Origin of the sequence: Actinoallomurus sp. NBC_01490 (assembly GCF_036227085.1) — a bacterium.
Classification (GTDB): Bacteria; Actinomycetota; Actinomycetes; order Streptosporangiales; family Streptosporangiaceae; genus Actinoallomurus; species Actinoallomurus oryzae.
Genome location: NZ_CP109433.1, coordinates 669832 through 685411, shown reverse-complemented (window position 1 = coordinate 685411; position 15580 = coordinate 669832). Strand labels below are relative to the sequence as shown.

At 71.6% G+C, this 15580-nt stretch carries 17 protein-coding genes; 13 read left to right on the top strand and 4 right to left on the bottom strand.

What is annotated here, in order from left to right; all coding sequences use genetic code 11:
- The first annotated feature begins 35 nt into the window (after nt 1-35).
- The 5 genes from OG417_RS03585 (at nt 36) to OG417_RS03565 (ending at nt 4763) form a co-directional block, all read left to right on the top strand.
- Nucleotides 36-1103 (top strand): FHA domain-containing protein, encoded by a 1068-nt coding sequence (locus OG417_RS03585; RefSeq protein ID WP_329249679.1) that lies wholly within the window; start codon nt 36-38, stop codon nt 1101-1103.
- A gap of 424 nt (nt 1104-1527) precedes the next feature.
- The gene (locus OG417_RS03580; RefSeq protein WP_329249676.1) at nt 1528-1902 is read left to right on the top strand and encodes an ATP-binding protein; all 375 of its coding nucleotides are present in this window, start codon (nt 1528-1530) and stop codon (nt 1900-1902) included.
- A 38-nt stretch (nt 1903-1940) separates the two neighbouring features.
- Nucleotides 1941-2285, top strand: coding sequence for an STAS domain-containing protein (locus OG417_RS03575; protein WP_329249673.1), 345 nt, complete (start codon nt 1941-1943; stop codon nt 2283-2285).
- Nucleotides 2286-2844: 559 nt separating this feature from the next.
- A complete protein-coding gene (locus tag OG417_RS03570; protein ID WP_329249670.1) occupies nt 2845-3744 on the top strand; it encodes a MerR family transcriptional regulator in 900 nt (299 codons plus the stop codon).
- 44 nt (nt 3745-3788) lie between these two features.
- Nucleotides 3789-4763, top strand: coding sequence for a zinc-binding dehydrogenase (locus OG417_RS03565; RefSeq protein WP_329249667.1), 975 nt, complete (start codon nt 3789-3791; stop codon nt 4761-4763).
- Here the strand turns inward: OG417_RS03565 and OG417_RS03560 are convergent.
- Nucleotides 4735-5364, bottom strand: a complete 630-nt coding sequence (locus OG417_RS03560; RefSeq protein WP_329249666.1) for a LysE family translocator — start codon at nt 5362-5364, stop codon at nt 4735-4737. The genes OG417_RS03565 and OG417_RS03560 overlap by 29 nt on opposite strands.
- Before the next feature lie 127 nt (nt 5365-5491).
- Between OG417_RS03560 and OG417_RS03555 the strand changes: the two genes are divergently transcribed.
- The 3 genes from OG417_RS03555 to OG417_RS03545 all read left to right on the top strand — a co-directional run bounded on the left by OG417_RS03555 (nt 5492) and on the right by OG417_RS03545 (nt 7395).
- Entirely contained in the window at nt 5492-6196 is a 705-nt protein-coding gene (locus OG417_RS03555; protein WP_329249663.1) for a GAF and ANTAR domain-containing protein, read from the top strand.
- A 167-nt stretch (nt 6197-6363) separates the two neighbouring features.
- Nucleotides 6364-6711 (top strand): DoxX family protein, encoded by a 348-nt coding sequence (locus tag OG417_RS03550; protein WP_329249660.1) that lies wholly within the window; start codon nt 6364-6366, stop codon nt 6709-6711.
- A gap of 60 nt (nt 6712-6771) precedes the next feature.
- On the top strand, nt 6772-7395 hold the full coding sequence (locus OG417_RS03545; protein ID WP_329249658.1) for a hypothetical protein: 624 nt from the start codon (nt 6772-6774) through the stop codon (nt 7393-7395).
- Here OG417_RS03545 and OG417_RS03540 read toward each other — a convergent pair.
- The 3 genes from OG417_RS03540 to OG417_RS03530 form a co-directional block, all read right to left on the bottom strand.
- Nucleotides 7392-7910 (bottom strand): hypothetical protein, encoded by a 519-nt coding sequence (locus OG417_RS03540; protein WP_329249656.1) that lies wholly within the window; start codon nt 7908-7910, stop codon nt 7392-7394. The genes OG417_RS03545 and OG417_RS03540 overlap by 4 nt on opposite strands.
- A gap of 245 nt (nt 7911-8155) precedes the next feature.
- Nucleotides 8156-9013, bottom strand: coding sequence for a COG4705 family protein (locus OG417_RS03535; protein WP_329249653.1), 858 nt, complete (start codon nt 9011-9013; stop codon nt 8156-8158).
- A gap of 267 nt (nt 9014-9280) precedes the next feature.
- Complete coding sequence (locus tag OG417_RS03530) at nt 9281-10414, bottom strand: hypothetical protein (protein WP_329249650.1); 1134 nt, start codon at nt 10412-10414, stop codon at nt 9281-9283.
- Between the two features lie 176 nt (nt 10415-10590).
- Here OG417_RS03530 and OG417_RS03525 point away from each other — a divergent pair, with 176 nt between their 5' ends.
- The 5 genes from OG417_RS03525 to OG417_RS03505 all read left to right on the top strand — a co-directional run bounded on the left by OG417_RS03525 (nt 10591) and on the right by OG417_RS03505 (nt 15512).
- A complete protein-coding gene (locus tag OG417_RS03525) occupies nt 10591-12735 on the top strand; it encodes an MMPL family transporter (protein WP_329249647.1) in 2145 nt (714 codons plus the stop codon).
- 5 nt (nt 12736-12740) lie between these two features.
- Nucleotides 12741-13868: a sensor histidine kinase gene (locus OG417_RS03520; RefSeq protein WP_329249645.1), complete on the top strand. Its 1128-nt coding sequence runs from the start codon at nt 12741-12743 to the stop codon at nt 13866-13868.
- 1 nt (nt 13869) lies between these two features.
- Nucleotides 13870-14514 carry a response regulator gene (locus OG417_RS03515; RefSeq protein WP_442875652.1) on the top strand — a complete coding sequence of 215 codons (645 nt, stop codon included), beginning with the start codon at nt 13870-13872 and terminating at the stop codon, nt 14512-14514.
- A 78-nt stretch (nt 14515-14592) separates the two neighbouring features.
- Nucleotides 14593-14925 (top strand): hypothetical protein, encoded by a 333-nt coding sequence (locus OG417_RS03510; protein ID WP_329249642.1) that lies wholly within the window; start codon nt 14593-14595, stop codon nt 14923-14925.
- Entirely contained in the window at nt 14925-15512 is a 588-nt protein-coding gene (locus OG417_RS03505) for a sulfotransferase family protein (protein WP_329249640.1), read from the top strand. Before OG417_RS03510 ends, OG417_RS03505 begins: the two co-directional genes overlap by 1 nt.
- The last annotated feature ends 68 nt before the right edge of the window (nt 15513-15580 follow it).

The following is a 15580-nucleotide window of genomic DNA, read 5'->3' as shown; positions in this document are numbered from 1 at the left end:
GCCCGGTCTGTGCCGCTCCGGTACGACAGGGAGACTTGATCTGTATCAACTGCGGAGCCAACCTCGCCAGGCGCGAGGCACCTCAGCAGCAGGGGTACCCACCGCAGCAGGACCAGCAGCACGGGTATCCGCCACAGGACCAGTCTCCCTACGCTCAGCAGCAGGGGTACCAGGGTCAAGAACAACAGCCCTACCAGCAGTACCCCCCTCAGCAGGGCTACCCCCAGCAGGACCGGCAGCAGGGCGGCTACCCGCCCCCGCAGCAGCAGGGGTACCCGCCGCAGCACGATCAGGGCGGTTACCCGCCGCCCCACGACCAGCAGCGGCCGGGCGGCTACCCGCCGCCGCAGGACCAGGGCTACCCGCCGCAGCAGGACCGGCAGCAGCAGGGGTATCCGCCTCCGCAGCAGCACGGCTACCCGCCGCAGCAGGAGCAGGGTTACCCGCCTCCGCACCAGGACCAGGGCTACCCGCCCCCGCCGCAGCAGGATCAGGGTTACCCGCCGCAGCAGCATCAGGACCAGGGCTACGGGCAGCAGCAGCCGTACCAGCCGCAGCCCCCGCAACAGCAGGGGTACAACACCGGCGGCTACGGCTCGCCGAGCGCTCCGCACGTGCCCCCGCCGCCGCGCGAGCCCACCATGACCGGATCCGGAGGCGAGTCGACGGCGGCGTTCACGCCGTTCTGCCCGCACTGTGGCGCCGAGATCCCCGACGTGGGCAACCCGGTGTGCGTCCAGTGCCTGCGCCCGCTGCACGACCAGGGCGGCCCGGGTGCCGGCGGTCCCCAGCAGGTGAACGTCACGGTGACCTTCTCCTCGGGCGACCTGCAGGTCCAGCCGGGGCAGGAGCTGGTGCTCGGCCGTGACCCGGTGCACTCGCCGGTGGCCAGCACGTTCTCCCGCTTCGACAACGTCTCACGCCGGCACGCGACGCTCGGCATCGACAACAGCGGCCAGCCGTGGGTGCGCGACGAGCGGTCCACGAACGGCACGTTCGTCAACGACCGGCGGCTGCAGCCGGGCGAGCAGACGTCGCTGCGCGACGGCGACTCCCTGCGCCTCGCAGCCGACGCGCGTGGACAGGTACGCGTCGGTCGCTGACCGTCGCGAAGGTCCCCTGGCGACCCCGAACGGGTCGCCAGGGTCACCGGACGTTTCCCCCTGCCTGCGAATCACCACGGCGAACACGCCGCCCAGGCCCCCGCTTCCGCTGCGGTGCGAGGCCTTCCGCCGTACGGTGAACGGGACCCCTCACGCGTACGCGCGTCCGCGGTCCACCCTGCCCTCGTATACCGAACATGTATCGAGTCCGTCGGCTTGCTCACAAAGATGCAACAAAGCGCGGCAAATGGGTACGACACCACACGTAGCACTGCGACGGACGACGACAAGCAGGACGGCAGCCTGATCGTGCGGCGGATGAGCAAGGTGGGACAACGTGGTAACTCTTCGCATGGCGCCTCCGTACCCCACCATGCGGCACCGCCAGCCCATGCCGGAGGAGACGGGGGATCAGGTAGACGAGATGCATTTCACCGTGGACCATCTACCCGGGGTGCGCCGGTTCGTCGCGGCGCACGCCCGTAAGTGCGGACTCGACGAGGACTCGGTCGGCGACCTGGTGATCGCCGTGAACGAGATCGCCACGAACGGCGTCCGGCACGGATCCCCCAAGGCCGAGCTGCGTATGTGGGCCTCGAACGGACGCGTGTACGCCGAGGTGCGCGACGAGGGTCACTGGGTGCCCTCGGACGCCGGCGAGACGCCCCCGTCCACGGACGCCGAAGGCGGCATGGGCCTGTGGGTGACGCGCCAGATCTGCTCGGCCGTTCACATCATCGCAGGTGAACGTGGAACGATCGTCCGACTTGAGATGCCCCTCCCACCGCGTTACGCCTGACCTGTACGGTGGCGTCCTGAGTTTCCGTGGAGGTCACCGTGGCAGCGCTCGAACTCAGCTCCACTCGCCATGGCGACCGTACGGTCGTCGCGGTGAAGGGCGAGCTGGACATCATCAGCCGTACCCAGTTCACCGCTCATGTGGACCGTGTCATCCGGGAGCACGGCCGCAAGATCATCCTTGATCTCTCGGGTCTGAGCTTCATCGACACCAGTGCCCTCAGCACCGTCGTCTCGTACTGGAAGCGCCTCTCGTCCACCGAGGACGGCATGCTCGTGCTGGCCGGCGCCCAGTACAGCAGCGCCCGCGTCCTGTGGATCACCGGCCTGGCGCAGCGCCTCCCGATGTACGACGACGTGGAGGCCGCGCTGGCCGCGACCTGAAAAGCCCCCGCTCATCCGGCGCCGTCCAGTCGTTGGTGGCCAGGCGAGGCCGAGGGGAACCGCGCCCGTCCGCACGGCCGGGGAACCCCGTCTGACCACGTGCCCGGCTCGTCGCGCCCGGCCTCCCGCCACTCGGACGCGCCTCCGCCGCCGACGCCCCGCTCCCGCGGGCATCGCCGTCGGCCGAGGCCGCCCCTCGCGGGAGGCGACGTGCCGGGCTGCGCGCGCGATCGCCGGCGCGATCCGCGCGCACACCGCTGTGGAGATGAGAGGTGGTCACCCCGACCGCTCCGGGGCGCTGTTCTGAGAGCGGCCGGGGCGCGCTCCTCTCCCGCAGGGAAGGCGGACGGCTTACGCCGCCCGCCTCCCCCGGTTCCCCCACGAGGCCTCAGCAAGCGGGCCGAGCCCATGGACCGCGGCCTCCGGTGTGTGCCCCCGGTGACCGGATGCTCGCCGCGACGCCCGACTCCGACAAACCCCCTGTTCGGGCCTCATTTGCGACGCTATGCACCCGCCTCAGGATTGTCAAATGTCTGTCTACGGTCTGTACATTGGAAGCATGGAACCCGGGTCGGCGATGCTCCGGATCGGCGAGCTCAGCCGGCGGCTCGGGGTCAGCGCCCACGTCCTGCGTGCCTGGGAGCGGCGCTACGGCCTGCTCCAGCCCGAGCGATCGTCCGGCGGCTACCGCCTCTACTCCGAGGCCGACGAGCACCGCGTACGCGTCATGCAGGCGCATCTCGCCCGCGGCCTGTCCGCGGCGGAGGCGGCACGCGCCACCCTCCGGCAGACCGCCGCGGGCCCGCGCGCCCCGGAGCCGCGGCCCGCCGCGGGTCCGCGGGCGCTGTCCGGCGTCGACCGCGCGCTCGCCGAGGCGTTCGAAAGGTTCGACGAACCCTCGGCACAGGCGATGCTCGACCTGCTCCTCGCCGACTTCACTCCCGAGACCGTGCTGCGCGACGTCCTGCTGCCCTACCTCCACGAGCTGGGCGAGTGCTGGGAGCGCGGGGAGGTCACCGTCGCGCAGGAGCACTTCGCCAGCAACGTCCTGCGCGCCCGCATCGCCGCACTCGGCCGCGGCTGGGGCCAGGGCCGGGGTCCGCGCGCGCTGCTCGCCTGCGCGCCCGGAGAGCTGCACGACCTGCCACTGCTCACCTTCGGCGTCGTCCTCTACCGGAACGGCTGGCGCGTCAGTTACCTGGGCGCCGACACACCGATGCCCGACCTCCTGCGCACCGCCACCGCGTCGCCGCCCCAGCTGATCGTCCTGTCGGCGGTCGACCCCGGGCGGTTCGCCGGGCTGGAGGACGACCTGCTCCGGCTGGCCGGCGTCGCACCGCTCGCACTGGGCGGCCACGGGGCGGACGCCGCGACGGCCCGGGCGGCCGGCGCCCGGCTGCTGACCGGCGACCCGGTCACCGAGGCCGAGCGCCTCTCCCGCGCCGGCGATTTGACCTGAACCAAGGTTCAGGTCCCAGTCTGGTGCCCGTCGAAAGGGGTCGCATGCGCGCGGTGTGGTTGCGGGAGTTCGGTGGTCCGGAGGTGCTCGTCGCCGGAGACGCGCCCGAGCCGGAGGCCGGGCCCGGGCAGGTGCTGGTGGACGTGGCGTACGCCAACATCACCTTCGTGGAGACGCAGATGCGGAGGGGCGGCGGGCCGTTCCCGATACGGCCGCCGATCGTGATGGGGAACGGCGTCGGCGGCGTCGTCTCCGCCGTCGGCGACGGCGTCTCACCGGACCTGACCGGGCGCCGGGTCGTCGGCGGTCTGGGGGGTTCGGGCGGGTACGCCGAGCGTGCCGTCGTGGCCGCCGACGCCCTCGTCGAGGTGCCCTCCGGCCTCGCCCTCGACGCCGCGGTGGCGCTGCTGGCCGACGGGCGGACGGCGACGTTCCTCCTGCACTCGGCCGGGCCGGCCGCCGGTGACCGGGTGCTGGTCGAGGCGGCCGCGGGCGGCGTGGGGACCCTGCTGGTACAGCTCGCGCACGCGGCCGGGGCCGTGGTGGTCGCGGTCGCCGGCGGCGCGCGCAAGACCGCCCTGGCCCGCGACCTCGGCGCCGACGTGAGCGTGGACTACCGCGAGCCCGGCTGGGAGGCGCGCGTACGCGAGGCGGTCGGCGGAGTGGACGTGGTCTTCGACGGTGTCGGCGGCTCGGTGGCCCGGTCGGCGTTCGACCTGCTCGACCGCGGCGGCCGGATGCTGACGTACGGCCTCGCGAGCGGCACGTGGGCGGACATTCCGGACGAGCTGGCGGCGTCGCGCGGGGTGACGCTCGTACGGCCCCGGATGAGGCCGGAGCAGTCGCGGTCGTTCACCGCGAGCGCGCTGGCCGAGGCCGCCGCCGGGCGGCTCCGCCCCGTCATCGGGCAGCGGTTCCCGCTCGAACGGGCGGCGGACGCGCACGCGGCGATCGAGTCGCGGGCCACCGTGGGCAAGACCCTGCTCGAGGTCAGCGTTCCGCCGCCAGCCGCGCGCTGAAGCCGAGCAGCGCCGTACCGGTGACCGCGTCGAGCCCGCGCCGTACCCGCCGGCGCGTGAGCACCCCGCGCAGCCGGTCGAGGAAGGCCGTCAGCACCAGCAGGTACGACAGCGAGAGCAGGGCGTGGCTGAGCGCGAAGACGAACAGCACCGGCAACCCTTCGCCGCCGATGAACTGCGGCAGGACGGCGAGGTAGAAGACCAGCACCTTCGGGTTGGTGATGTTGGACAGGAACCCCTGCCGCCATCCCCCGAACGCCGCTCCGGCCGCGCGCCGTTCGCCGGCGCCGCCGCCGAGCGGGGGGTAGTCGCCGCGGATCGCCGACCGGACCGCCTGCACGCCGAGGAACGCCAGGTACGCGACGCCGGCCCACTTGATCGCCATGAAGAGCGGCTGCGCCCGTACGACCAAGGCGCCCAGGCCGGTGGCCGCCGCGGCGCCCTGCACCGCGTTGCTCCCGGCCACACCGCCCGCGGACCAGGCGCCGCGCCATCGGCCGGCCGCGAGCGTGTTCTTGGTCACCACCGCGAAGTCAGGCCCCGGAATCAGGACGAGGACGACGGCGAATACCAGAAAAGACCCATATGACGACCACGGCATGTCGCCACCGTAACCCGGCCGTACGTCGCGCTCCGAAAGAGCGGATTGACCCGTCCTGGGGTTCCTCATGGTTATCGGCCGGGGCACGCGGTATGAGGTTGAATGGCCGTGACGAACAGAGGTGCCCATGGCGAATGACGAGGTGCCGGCCGAACTGGCCACCGCGCTGGCGCAAATGGCACGCGACCTGCTGGCCCAGGACTCCTTGCAGCAGACCCTCGACCGGATCGTGCGGCACGCGGTCCACCTGGTCCAGGGCTGCGAGAGCGCGGGCATCATGATTCTCCACGGCGGCCGGGTGCGCACGCTCGCCGCCACCGACGACGTCGTGCTCACCTCGGACCGGATCCAGGGCGAGGTCGGACAGGGCCCCTGCTTCGACGCGGTCCGCACCGGCGCGGAGTCCTACCGCATCGAGAACCTGAACGACCAGGTCGAGCGCTGGCCGCGCTACGCGCCACGCGCGCGTGAGCTGGGCATCGGCAGCATGCTCGGGTTCAAGCTGTTCACCGAGGAGCAGAACCTCGGCGCGCTCGACCTGTACTCCTCCAGGCCGGGGGCGCTCACCGAACACTCCGAGCGGATCGGCTGGCTGCTGGCCTCCCACGCCGCCGTGGCGTTCGCCAGCGCCCGCGCCGACGCCGACCTGCACGTCGCGATTTCCAGCCGCCAGGACATCGGCATGGCCGTCGGCATCCTCATGGAGCGCCACAAGCTGTCCGCCGACCAGGCGTTCGCGATGCTGTCGCAGGCGTCGCAGCGGCGCAACGTCAAGCTGCGCGAGATCGCCCGCAGAGTCGTCGAGACCGGCGAGGCGCCGCAGCAAGCCTGACCACCGAGGTCAGGGCCGGTCCACGTCCGGAGGCGCCGCGGCGGCCGTCCGGATGCCGGCCGTCATGTCACAAACCGTTCCTCCCGATCCGTCTGCGTTCGTGACGAGCGCGACACGCTCGGCCGGGGCGGACCCGCTCCGGCATCCGTAGGGGAGGAGCATCCGCGATGTCCATCGCACACATCGTCGTCACCATCCTGGCCGCCGCCATGGTCGGTTTCTCCGCCGTCTCGGTGTTCGCCGGCGCGGCGTGGGTCGTGAAGCCCCTGGCCGACTACGGCATCCCTCGCTCGTGGCGGCCCTGGCTCGGCACGGCCAAGGCCGCGGGCGCGGTGGGCCTGCTGGCCGGCCTGTTCGTCCCGGCCATCGGCACGGCCGCCGGGATCTGCCTCGTGCTGTACTTCGCCGGCGCCGTCGTCACCGTCCTGCGGGCGCGCTGGTTCTCCCACATCCCGTTCCCGCTGATGTACGTGGCGCCGGTGGTCGGATCCCTGGTCATCGGTCTCGCGGCCTGAAACGGTGGCGGTCGCCTGAACGGCCGTGCCCGGCGGCGCCGGGAGGGCTAACCTCCTGGCGTGAGCTTCGGCACGTACGCCCGGAAGGTTCGGAACGGCTCCCTGCCGTACGGCCGGCGGGTGTCGGCGTTCAGCTCGTGCGTGGAGATGTACCGGCCGGCCGGCTACGAGGCGACCTGGAGGGTGCTCGAGGGCCTGGCGGGTCCCATCCGGCGGGATGAGGCGTGCCTCCTGCGGGCGCTGGAGGTGCTGGAGTCGAGCCGCGGGCGCTGGATGGAACACCTCCGCGCGTACGCCGCCGTGCGCCGGGAGGAGAAGCGCCACGGCCGGCGGAGTCCGCGCCCGGGAGATCCGAACCCGAACCGGGGCCCCGAACACTGGTACGGCGTGGCGCGGCAGGCGGCGGTGCGTGCTCTGGAGGCCTGGCGGCGCGACCGTCTGCCGCCTCTGCTGACTCCACCCGACCGGCTCACCGAACAGCTGGGCTCCTGCGTGGCCGCCTCACTCGAGTCGGGCGGCCCCTTGACGCCCGGCCACCGGCGGGCGCTCGCCGGCTGCCTCACCGAACTCCTGCGCCGGCGGAGCGACCCCGGCCCGTGGGGCAACGACCGGGCGGCCCACCACCGCGTACAAGACCTGCTCGTGGTCGCCCGGCTCGTCGAGATCGCCGCCGACGCGGACTAGGAACCCGGAGCTCGGGACGAGTGCCGGTCGGCGGTGGCGAGCGCCGCGCTGCCGACACCGATGACCGCCAGCGCCGTCGGCAGTGCGAAGAACCAGCCGGCGCCCAGCGAGACGTGGATTTGCCTGCCGATGACCACCCGCAGGACCTGCGGCAGGTCCGTGGTCGTACCGAGCACCCGGGACCTGACCGAATTCAGGCGGATCGCCACGGCGACCACCGAGGCGAGGGAGACGAGCCCGGGGATCGCCGCCGCCGCGACCAGCCGGCCGTTCCGCGGAAACGCGCCGATCAGCCCGAGCGCGCCTGCCACCAGTGCGCACCCGAGCGTGACGCGCGCCTCGCCGGCACCGTCCCAGAGTCCGACGGCCGAATTCCTGATGTGGGCCTCGGGCGGCAGGTCCGACGGCATGTGCAGCGTGACGCGCGTCCAGGGCAAGAACGCCGAGACCAGCAGCAGTGCCGCCACTGCCGCGACGACCAGCCCCAGCCAGTTGGGTCCCCGCCGCTGATCCACCGGAGCGTACGGCCCCGGCGGCCGCTGGGCAGGACCGAACTGCTGCGCGGGAGGTCCCCAGGCCGGCGCCTGCCCTGGGCGCGGGACTTCCGGCGATGGGCCGGGTCCGGCGTTCGGCTCCTGTGGCTGGCTCATGGTCAGCGGCCGCCCTCACAAGGTGGTCCGTCGGGAAGATCAGCGAGCCACAGGTTAGCCTCCAGCAAACATCGATGTCTAAGTAAGCTTCCTCACGCCCGGGCTCGCCGTCAGGCCGGCTGAGGCCTGGAGTCGCGCTCCTTGAGATGCGCCCAGCCCATCAGGGCGAACAGGACGGCGAGAAGAACGGCGGACGAGCCGGCCGTACCGAGGTTCAGCCCGCCTTTCGCGGCCGGTTTGGTGAGCAGGTCACCGGCGGTGGCGCCGAACGGGCGAGTGAGGACGAAGGCGAGCCAGAACAGCAGCGCGTTCGGCACGGCGGGCGCGTACTTGAGCGCGAGGAGCGCGGCGAGCAGCCCGGTGATGAGCAGTGCGCCGCCGCCGTAGCCGAGCCCGGAACTGTCGGACAGAAAGTCGCCCATCGAGGTGCCCAGCGTGTTGGAGACCAGGATCGCCGCCCAGAACAGGCTTTCACCGCGGAACGTGTCGATGTCGCGGATCTCGAAGGTCAGGCCGGTGAACTTCCAGATGACGAAGATGACGACCAGTATCGAGATCAGAATCGTCGCGCCGGCCGGGTAGCCCAAGCCCAGCCCTTGCGGTCCCCAGCCGAGCGACTTCTCGCCCTTGGGGAGGTATTCGGCGCTCGCTTCGCGGTTCATGAAGTCCGACATCGTCGTACCGGCCATGCTGGTGGACAGGATGACGGCCCAGTAGAAGAACGGGTTGTACCGCTTCGAGGCCAGCTGGATCACCAGTGTGGCGATGAACATCAGAAACAGCGCGATGGTCGTGAGGAAGTAACCGAGCTGAAGGGTCTGGGAGAAAAGGTCGCCTGCCGTCTCACCGAGCGTGGTCGCTGCGATTTTCATCACCCAGAAGGCCAGAGTGACCTCTGGCAGTTTCTTCATCACGTACCTTCCGGCACCGGCGATGTCGGCCTCGGTGAGGACTTCGGGTCGTGCCACTGACGCTCCAGGCGCTTATTGCTGCTGCGGGTCCGGCGCGGAGTGCGGTGCGACGGCGAGCTTCCGCCGACGCTTCCGGCGGCCTCGGCAGCCGAAGGCCGTCACCGACGTGCACCGTCGGTGACGGCCGGCCTCCCACTCCGCGATCTACTACAGCAATAGTTGTACTACATCCCGTAGCGGCACTGTTACAGGGTGGTGATATGTCCGGGTAGTCGCGATGTTCCGTATAAGCGAGTACCGCGGGCCGGGCCGCTCCGGCGCCGGTCAGCCGAAGCTGATCTGAAAACTCGGCACGATCACCCAGCCGCCGGCGTCCGGTTCCAGGGGAGACCCGTCCCAGTACGGCGGGATGTGCTCGCAGCCGGGAATGCCCAACCCCGCGTAGAGCACGAACAGCAGGGGCACCTCCTCGCCCAGGGCGCCGGGACGCTCATACGCGATCCGGAGGGTCTGGTCGTCGCTGGTCAGTCCGGCGTCCGCCGACCAAATGCGGGAATTCTTGTGGAAGGGGTAGATATCGGACTCGTCGTACTGTGCGCCGTGCCCGACGGCGTGCGCCGCGTCGAGTCCGAGGACGGTCTCCCAGTACTGCCCCGGCCGGGAGGTGCCCTTGACGATCACGAATCCGGCGTCCGTGACGTAGGAGAGCAGGACGGGGCCGCCGGTCTCGGTGGCGAAGGCGTTGAGCACCCCGTGGGTGTCGTCGGGCCATTCGCCCGAACTGGCCGCACGCCAGTCCTTCTTGAACTTCTGCTCGTGGCCCCAGCCACCGGGCCAGCCGTACGCGGCGCGGAGCTTGGAGATGTTCACCGGCGAGCGGGCGAGCATCACCGCTTCGGCCTCCACCTCCTGCTTCCGTCCGGTGATGACCTCGTCGTCCTGCTGGACCGACGGCTCGAACGGGTCGGTGTCACGGAAGTCGGGGATGCCCAGGCCGGCGAAGAGGCCGGCCGTCAGTTTGATCCCGAGGCCCTCGCCGCCGTCGTGGAACAGGACGGTGTCGAGCATGTCCGGGCGCGGCGCGGTGCCGGCCGCATAGGCCCAGGCCAGCAACTCCTGCCGGGTCTCGGCGACCTGATAGCCCGTGGTGTCGACGCCGGCGCCGATCGCCGTCCGCAGCCCGAGGATCGCGTGACGGGTCGGGCCGCCGGGCACCGCGGTGTGAACCAGAGCGCATCCTTCGTCGAGGATGAGAAAGAGCAGGGCCGGACACCCGGTCTCCCGCATGTACGCCTGGACGGCTCCGTTCATGTCTTGTGGACCGTCGTCGGAGAAGGCCGCCCGCCAGCCGTCTCCGCAGTCGGTCTCCTCGGTGAAATCCCCTGGCCAGTGCTGTGAACTGCGCAGCCGGGCCACCTCGTACGGTGAGCGCACCAGCAGCGCGATCATGCTCCCCATGGCGGGAGAGTAATGGATAAAAACCACCATAAGGTGCGTTTGTCGCAAAAGGCGCTTCGCCTTTCCCGGGAGGGCGGGCCGCCCCGGGTGACGCGGCTTGTCCACCGATCGGTGGACGGCAGGTTGGACCGGTCGACGCTGTCGGGCGATACCAGCCTGCGACCAGCCTTAACGGTATGAACAACCCCTCAGTGCGCGTGGCGCGGTGGAGCGCCCATCATCCCTGGCGCGCGGTCGCCGGATGGATCGTTTTCGTCATCATCTGCCTCGGTGGCGGCCTGGCGATCGGCGGCCACGCCGCCACCTCCGCGGACTACCGGGTCGGCGAAGCCGGCCGAGCCGAGGCGCTGGCGGCGCAGGGCGGGCTCCAGCAGAAACCCGTGGAGCGCGTCCTCATCTCGGCCAAGGGTGCCGGGCGGCTGGACGAGGCGACGGCCGATGCGGTCGCTCAGGAGGTACGCGGCCGGATGGCGGGGCTCGCGGAGGTCGCGTCGGTGGCGGCGCCGATCCGGTCGGCGGACGGGCGGGCCGTGCGGGTCGATGTGACGATGAAGGGCCCCGAGCTGGAGGGCAAGGAACACGTCGCGCCCTTGCTCGCGCAGACCGCCGAGGTTCGGAAGGCGCATCCGGGGCTGCGGGTGGAAGAGTCCGGCAGTCCCTCCATCGGCAAAGACGTGCAGGGCCAGCGGGGCGACGACCTCTCCCGGACCGAGCTCATCGCGCTGCCCGTGACGCTGATCGTCCTGCTGCTGGTGTTCCGTTCCGTGGTGATGGCCGTGGTGCCGCTGCTGCTGTCGATCTCCTCGATCATGGCCGGCGTCGGACTGTCGATGGTGGCCTCGCACATCTTCCCGGACGCCGGCGTCGGCACCAACGTCATCCTGCTGATCGGGATGGCCGTCGGCGTGGACTACACCCTCTTCTACCTCAAGCGGGACCGCGAGGAGCGAGCGCGCTCGGGCGGAGGGCTCCCGCGAGCCGCCGCCGTGGAGATCGCCGCGGCCACCTCAGGACGCGCGGTGGTGGTCTCCGGGCTGGCCGTCGCCGCCTCCAGCGCGACGCTGTACCTGGCCGGCGACGTCATCTTCGCCTCGCTGGCGACCGGGGCCATCGTGGTCACCCTCGCGGCCGTGGTCAGCTCCCTCACCGTACTGCCCGCGCTGCTGGCCCTGCTCGGCCGTCGTACGCCGCGGCGGGCCGCGAGGCCCCGGGGCTGCGGACTCACCTCGGCCGTGCTGCGCCCGGTCGCCGGACGCCCGGCGCTCACGCTGGGCGTCGCGGTGGCCGCCATGCTCGTTCTGGCGGCGCCGCTGTCCTCCATGAAGCTGACCGACGTCGGCCGGGAGACCTACTCCCGTGACCTGCCCGCCATGCAGGCCTACGACCGTGTCAACGCGGCGTTCCCCGAGCTGAAGGCGGTGAACCAGGTCGTCGTCAAGGCCGCCCCCGAGCGCCGGGCACAGGTGGTCGCGGCGCTGGACGCGCTGGCTCACCGGGTGACGGCCGATCCCCTGTACGCCGGCCGGACCAGGATGCGCGCCTCGGCCGACGGCCGGATCACCCTGCTGGAGGTGCCGGTCGCGGCGTACCCGAGCGAGAAGCGGGCGCAGACCTCGCTCGAGCGGCTGCGCGCCGACCACATTCCGGCCACCGTCGGCCGCCTGCACGGAGCCGAGGTCGCGGTGACCGGTGACGTCGCCCGCTACGCCGACTATCCCGAACACCAGAAGCAACGCCTGCCGATCATCCTGGGCGCACTGCTGCTGGTCACCTTCGCCATCACCGCGCGGGCGTTCCGTTCGATCGTGCTGGGACTGGCCGGCGTCGTGCTCAACCTTCTGTCGGCCGCGGCCTCGCTCGGCGTGCTGACGGCGGTCTTCCAACACCGTTGGGCCGAGGGGCTGCTGGACTTCACCTCGATGGGCTCCATCGGGTCCCGGGTGCCGCTCTTCCTGTTCGTGATCCTGTTCGGGCTGTCAATGGACTACCAGGTGTTCACGCTCAGCCGGATCGAGGAGGCGGTACGGCGTGGCGTGCCCGCCCGGACCGCCGCGCTGGACGGGATCCGCGGCTCGGCCGGAGTGGTGACCAGCGCCGCGATCGTCATGGTGACGGTGTTCGCCTCCTTCGTCCCGCTGCACCTGATCGAGATGAAGCAGATCGGATTCAGCCTGGCGGTGGCGGTGCTGCTGGACGCCTTCGTGATCCGGCTGCTGATCCTCCCCGCGCTCCTGCTGCTTCTCGGACGGACGGCCTGGTGGCCGTCCCGGCGAAGGACCGTCCCCGCCCCCGCTCCGGGCGCGCTGGAGAACGTAGGCTGATCGGCGTGCCGGCCTCCGACGACCAGACCTCGATTCTCCGCTGGTACACCCTCCTGTGGGTGGTGTTCGGCCCGGCCCCCGAGTTCGTGGCCGGGCTGGGCGATCCGGCGGGGACGCGGGTCTGGTCGTTGACGGTGCCGGTCGTCCTCGCCGTCGTCGGCGCGGTGGCGGCTCGCCGCTCCTGGTTTCCCTACGCGCTGATCGCCGGGCTGGGGGCGGTGTCGTTCCTGCGGGACGGGGCCGCGTCCCTCTACATCGTCTCGCTCCCGTACTTCTGGCTCCCGGTCCGGAGCGCGCGGTGGCCGGTGCTGCTGAGCGGGGCAGGAGCGGCGACGGCCGTCGGCGGCGGAGTGCTGGGAGGCGGCGGCCTCGCCACCGGCAACACGGTCGTGACCCTGGTCGCGTACGCCGCGGGCACCGCGCTCGGCCTGGCCGCCCGGCGCGTCGCGGACCGGGCCGAGGCCCGCGCCCGCCGGCTCGATGACGAACTGACGTCGACCCGCGCCGACCTGGCCGAGGCGCACCGGCGGCAGGGGGCCGCCGAAGAACGCGAACGGCTCGCCCGCGAGATCCACGACACTCTCGCCCAGGGGTTCGCCTCCATCGTCGTGCTCGCCGAGGCCGTACGGTCGGGGCTGGCCGACGATCCGGACGGGGCGGCCCGGCAACTGCTGTCGATCGAGCGCACCGCACGCGAGAACCTCGCCGAGGCGCGGGTGCTGGTCGGCGCGTCCCCGCAGGAGACGATCGCGGCCGGCTCCGTCTCCCGGACACTGCGGCGCGCCCTCGATCGCTTCACCGAGGACACCGGCATCGCCGTCGACGCCGACCTGGCCGACGTCGAGTGCGACCCGACCACCCGGATCGCGCTCCTGCGCTGCGTCCAGGAGTCGCTGGCCAACGTCCGCAAACACGCCGCCGCCTCCACGGTCGGCGTCGTCCTCACGTCGCAGCCGCACGGCGTCGAGCTGGAGGTCACCGACGACGGCCGCGGCTTCTCGGTCGCGGACGCCCGCGGGTTCGGCCTCACCGGGATGCGCCGGCGCCTCACCGAGCTCGGCGGCGAGCTCACCGTCACCAGCGCACCCGGCGACGGCACGCGTGTCCTCGCCGTGCTCCCCATCGAGGAGTGACATGCCCAAGGACGTGCTCCGGGTCGTCTTGGCCGACGACCACCCGGCGATGCGGGCGGGTGTCGCCGCCCTGCTCGCCGCCGAACCGGCCATCGCCGTCGTCGGTGAGGCGGCCGACGGCCGCGAGGCGGTCGACCTCGTCGAACGCCATGCCCCCGACGTGGCGCTGCTGGACCTGCGGATGCCCGTCCTCGACGGCGTCGCCGCCACGTCCCGGATCGTCGAGGGTCCCACCTCGACGCACGTTCTCATCCTCACCACCTACGACACCGACGCCGACATCGAACGGGCGGTCGAGGCGGGGGCCGTCGGCTACCTCCTGAAGGACACCACGCGCGAGCAGCTCATCGACGCCGTCCGCTCCGCCGCCCGCGGTGAGACCGTCCTCTCCCCACGCGTCGCCCGGCACCTCGTGGCGCGGATGCGCCGGCCCGCGCCGACGGCGCTCACCCCGCGTGAGGTGGACGTGCTGAACGCCGTGGCCGACGGCCTGTCCAACGCCGACATCGGTAAGCGACTGGTCATCGCGGAGGCCACGGTGAAGACGCACCTGCTGCGCATCTTCGCCAAGCTCGACGTCGCCGATCGCACTCGCGCCGTCGTCGTCGCCCTGGAGCGGGGCCTGCTGACGCGCCCTCTGTCCTGAGGCGCGACCGCGGACGCACAGGACCGCGACGACTTCAAGACATGTATCCGGAGTGGATCTTGTGCGTAAATTGCGGGCATGTCACTGAGCCGCGATCCGGTGAGTGAATCCGACGGCGCGGGAGCCGAGCCGGTCTTCCTCCTCGCGCCGGCCCGCAGCTACTCGACCGTCGCCGTGGCCCTGCTGTCGGGCCACCCCGACGTGTACGGCTTTCCGGAGACGCTGGTCTTCACCGCCGCCACGGTCGGTGAGCTGATCGGCGAACGAGCGGAATGGGCGCGGTTTCCGCTGCGGCTGAGCGGCCTCTGGCGGGCCGTCGCCGACCTGCACGAGGGGGGCCAGGACGACGACGCGGTGGCCGTGCCCGTGCCTGGCTCGCCGACCGCGCCGAGTGGTCGACCAAGCGTCTGATGGACCACCTCATCGACCGCGTACGGCCTCGCGTCAGCCTGGAGAAGTCGCCGGACACCTCCAGCGACGACGCGATGCTCGCCCGGTGCATGACGGCCTATCCACGTGCGCGCTTCCTGCACCTCGTACGCCATCCGGTGACGACCCAGCGGTCGCTGCACGCTCATTGGCGGCCGGCCGGGCGTTTCCGCTCCGAGCAGGCACTCGTCGCCGAGGCCGCCGCCTTCTGGTACCGGTCACATCAGCGGATCATCGAGGCACTGGCGCCGTTGCCCCCGGAGCAGTGGATGCGGGTACGGGCCGAGGACCTGCTCACGGAACCGAGGGTCTGGCTGCCGCGGATCCTGTCCTGGCTGAGGCTCGATAGCGAGCCACGGCTCATCGAACGGATGTTGCTCACCGAGAACTGGCGGTTCGCCGGAACGGGTCGTTCGGACGACCTCCTCGGCGGCGACCCGAAGTTCCTTCGCTCTCCGGCGCTCCGCCCGGTTCCGGCGCCGGGGCCGGTCGTCTTCGCCCCCTCCTGGGGCCTGGACGACGAGATGTGCGACCGGATGACGACCCTCGCGCACTCACTCGGCTACTGACCGCACGAGCGGTGGCCGTACCCGCACGACTCTGAACCCCGAAGTCCTCTACGACCGTACGCCTTGCG

Coding starts and splice junctions, on each gene's coding strand:
- OG417_RS03510 (WP_329249642.1), top strand. CDS start 14,593: ATGTCACTGAGCCGCGATCCGGTGAGTGAATCCGACGGCGCGGGAGCC.
- OG417_RS03570 (WP_329249670.1), top strand. CDS start 2,845: ATGGAACCCGGGTCGGCGATGCTCCGGATCGGCGAGCTCAGCCGGCGG.
- OG417_RS03505 (WP_329249640.1), top strand. CDS start 14,925: ATGGACCACCTCATCGACCGCGTACGGCCTCGCGTCAGCCTGGAGAAG.
- OG417_RS03560 (WP_329249666.1), bottom strand. CDS start 5,364: ATGCCGTGGTCGTCATATGGGTCTTTTCTGGTATTCGCCGTCGTCCTC.
- OG417_RS03515 (WP_442875652.1), top strand. CDS start 13,870: ATGCCCAAGGACGTGCTCCGGGTCGTCTTGGCCGACGACCACCCGGCG.
- OG417_RS03550 (WP_329249660.1), top strand. CDS start 6,364: ATGTCCATCGCACACATCGTCGTCACCATCCTGGCCGCCGCCATGGTC.
- OG417_RS03565 (WP_329249667.1), top strand. CDS start 3,789: ATGCGCGCGGTGTGGTTGCGGGAGTTCGGTGGTCCGGAGGTGCTCGTC.
- OG417_RS03555 (WP_329249663.1), top strand. CDS start 5,492: ATGGCGAATGACGAGGTGCCGGCCGAACTGGCCACCGCGCTGGCGCAA.
- OG417_RS03580 (WP_329249676.1), top strand. CDS start 1,528: ATGCATTTCACCGTGGACCATCTACCCGGGGTGCGCCGGTTCGTCGCG.
- OG417_RS03525 (WP_329249647.1), top strand. CDS start 10,591: ATGAACAACCCCTCAGTGCGCGTGGCGCGGTGGAGCGCCCATCATCCC.
- OG417_RS03530 (WP_329249650.1), bottom strand. CDS start 10,414: ATGGGGAGCATGATCGCGCTGCTGGTGCGCTCACCGTACGAGGTGGCC.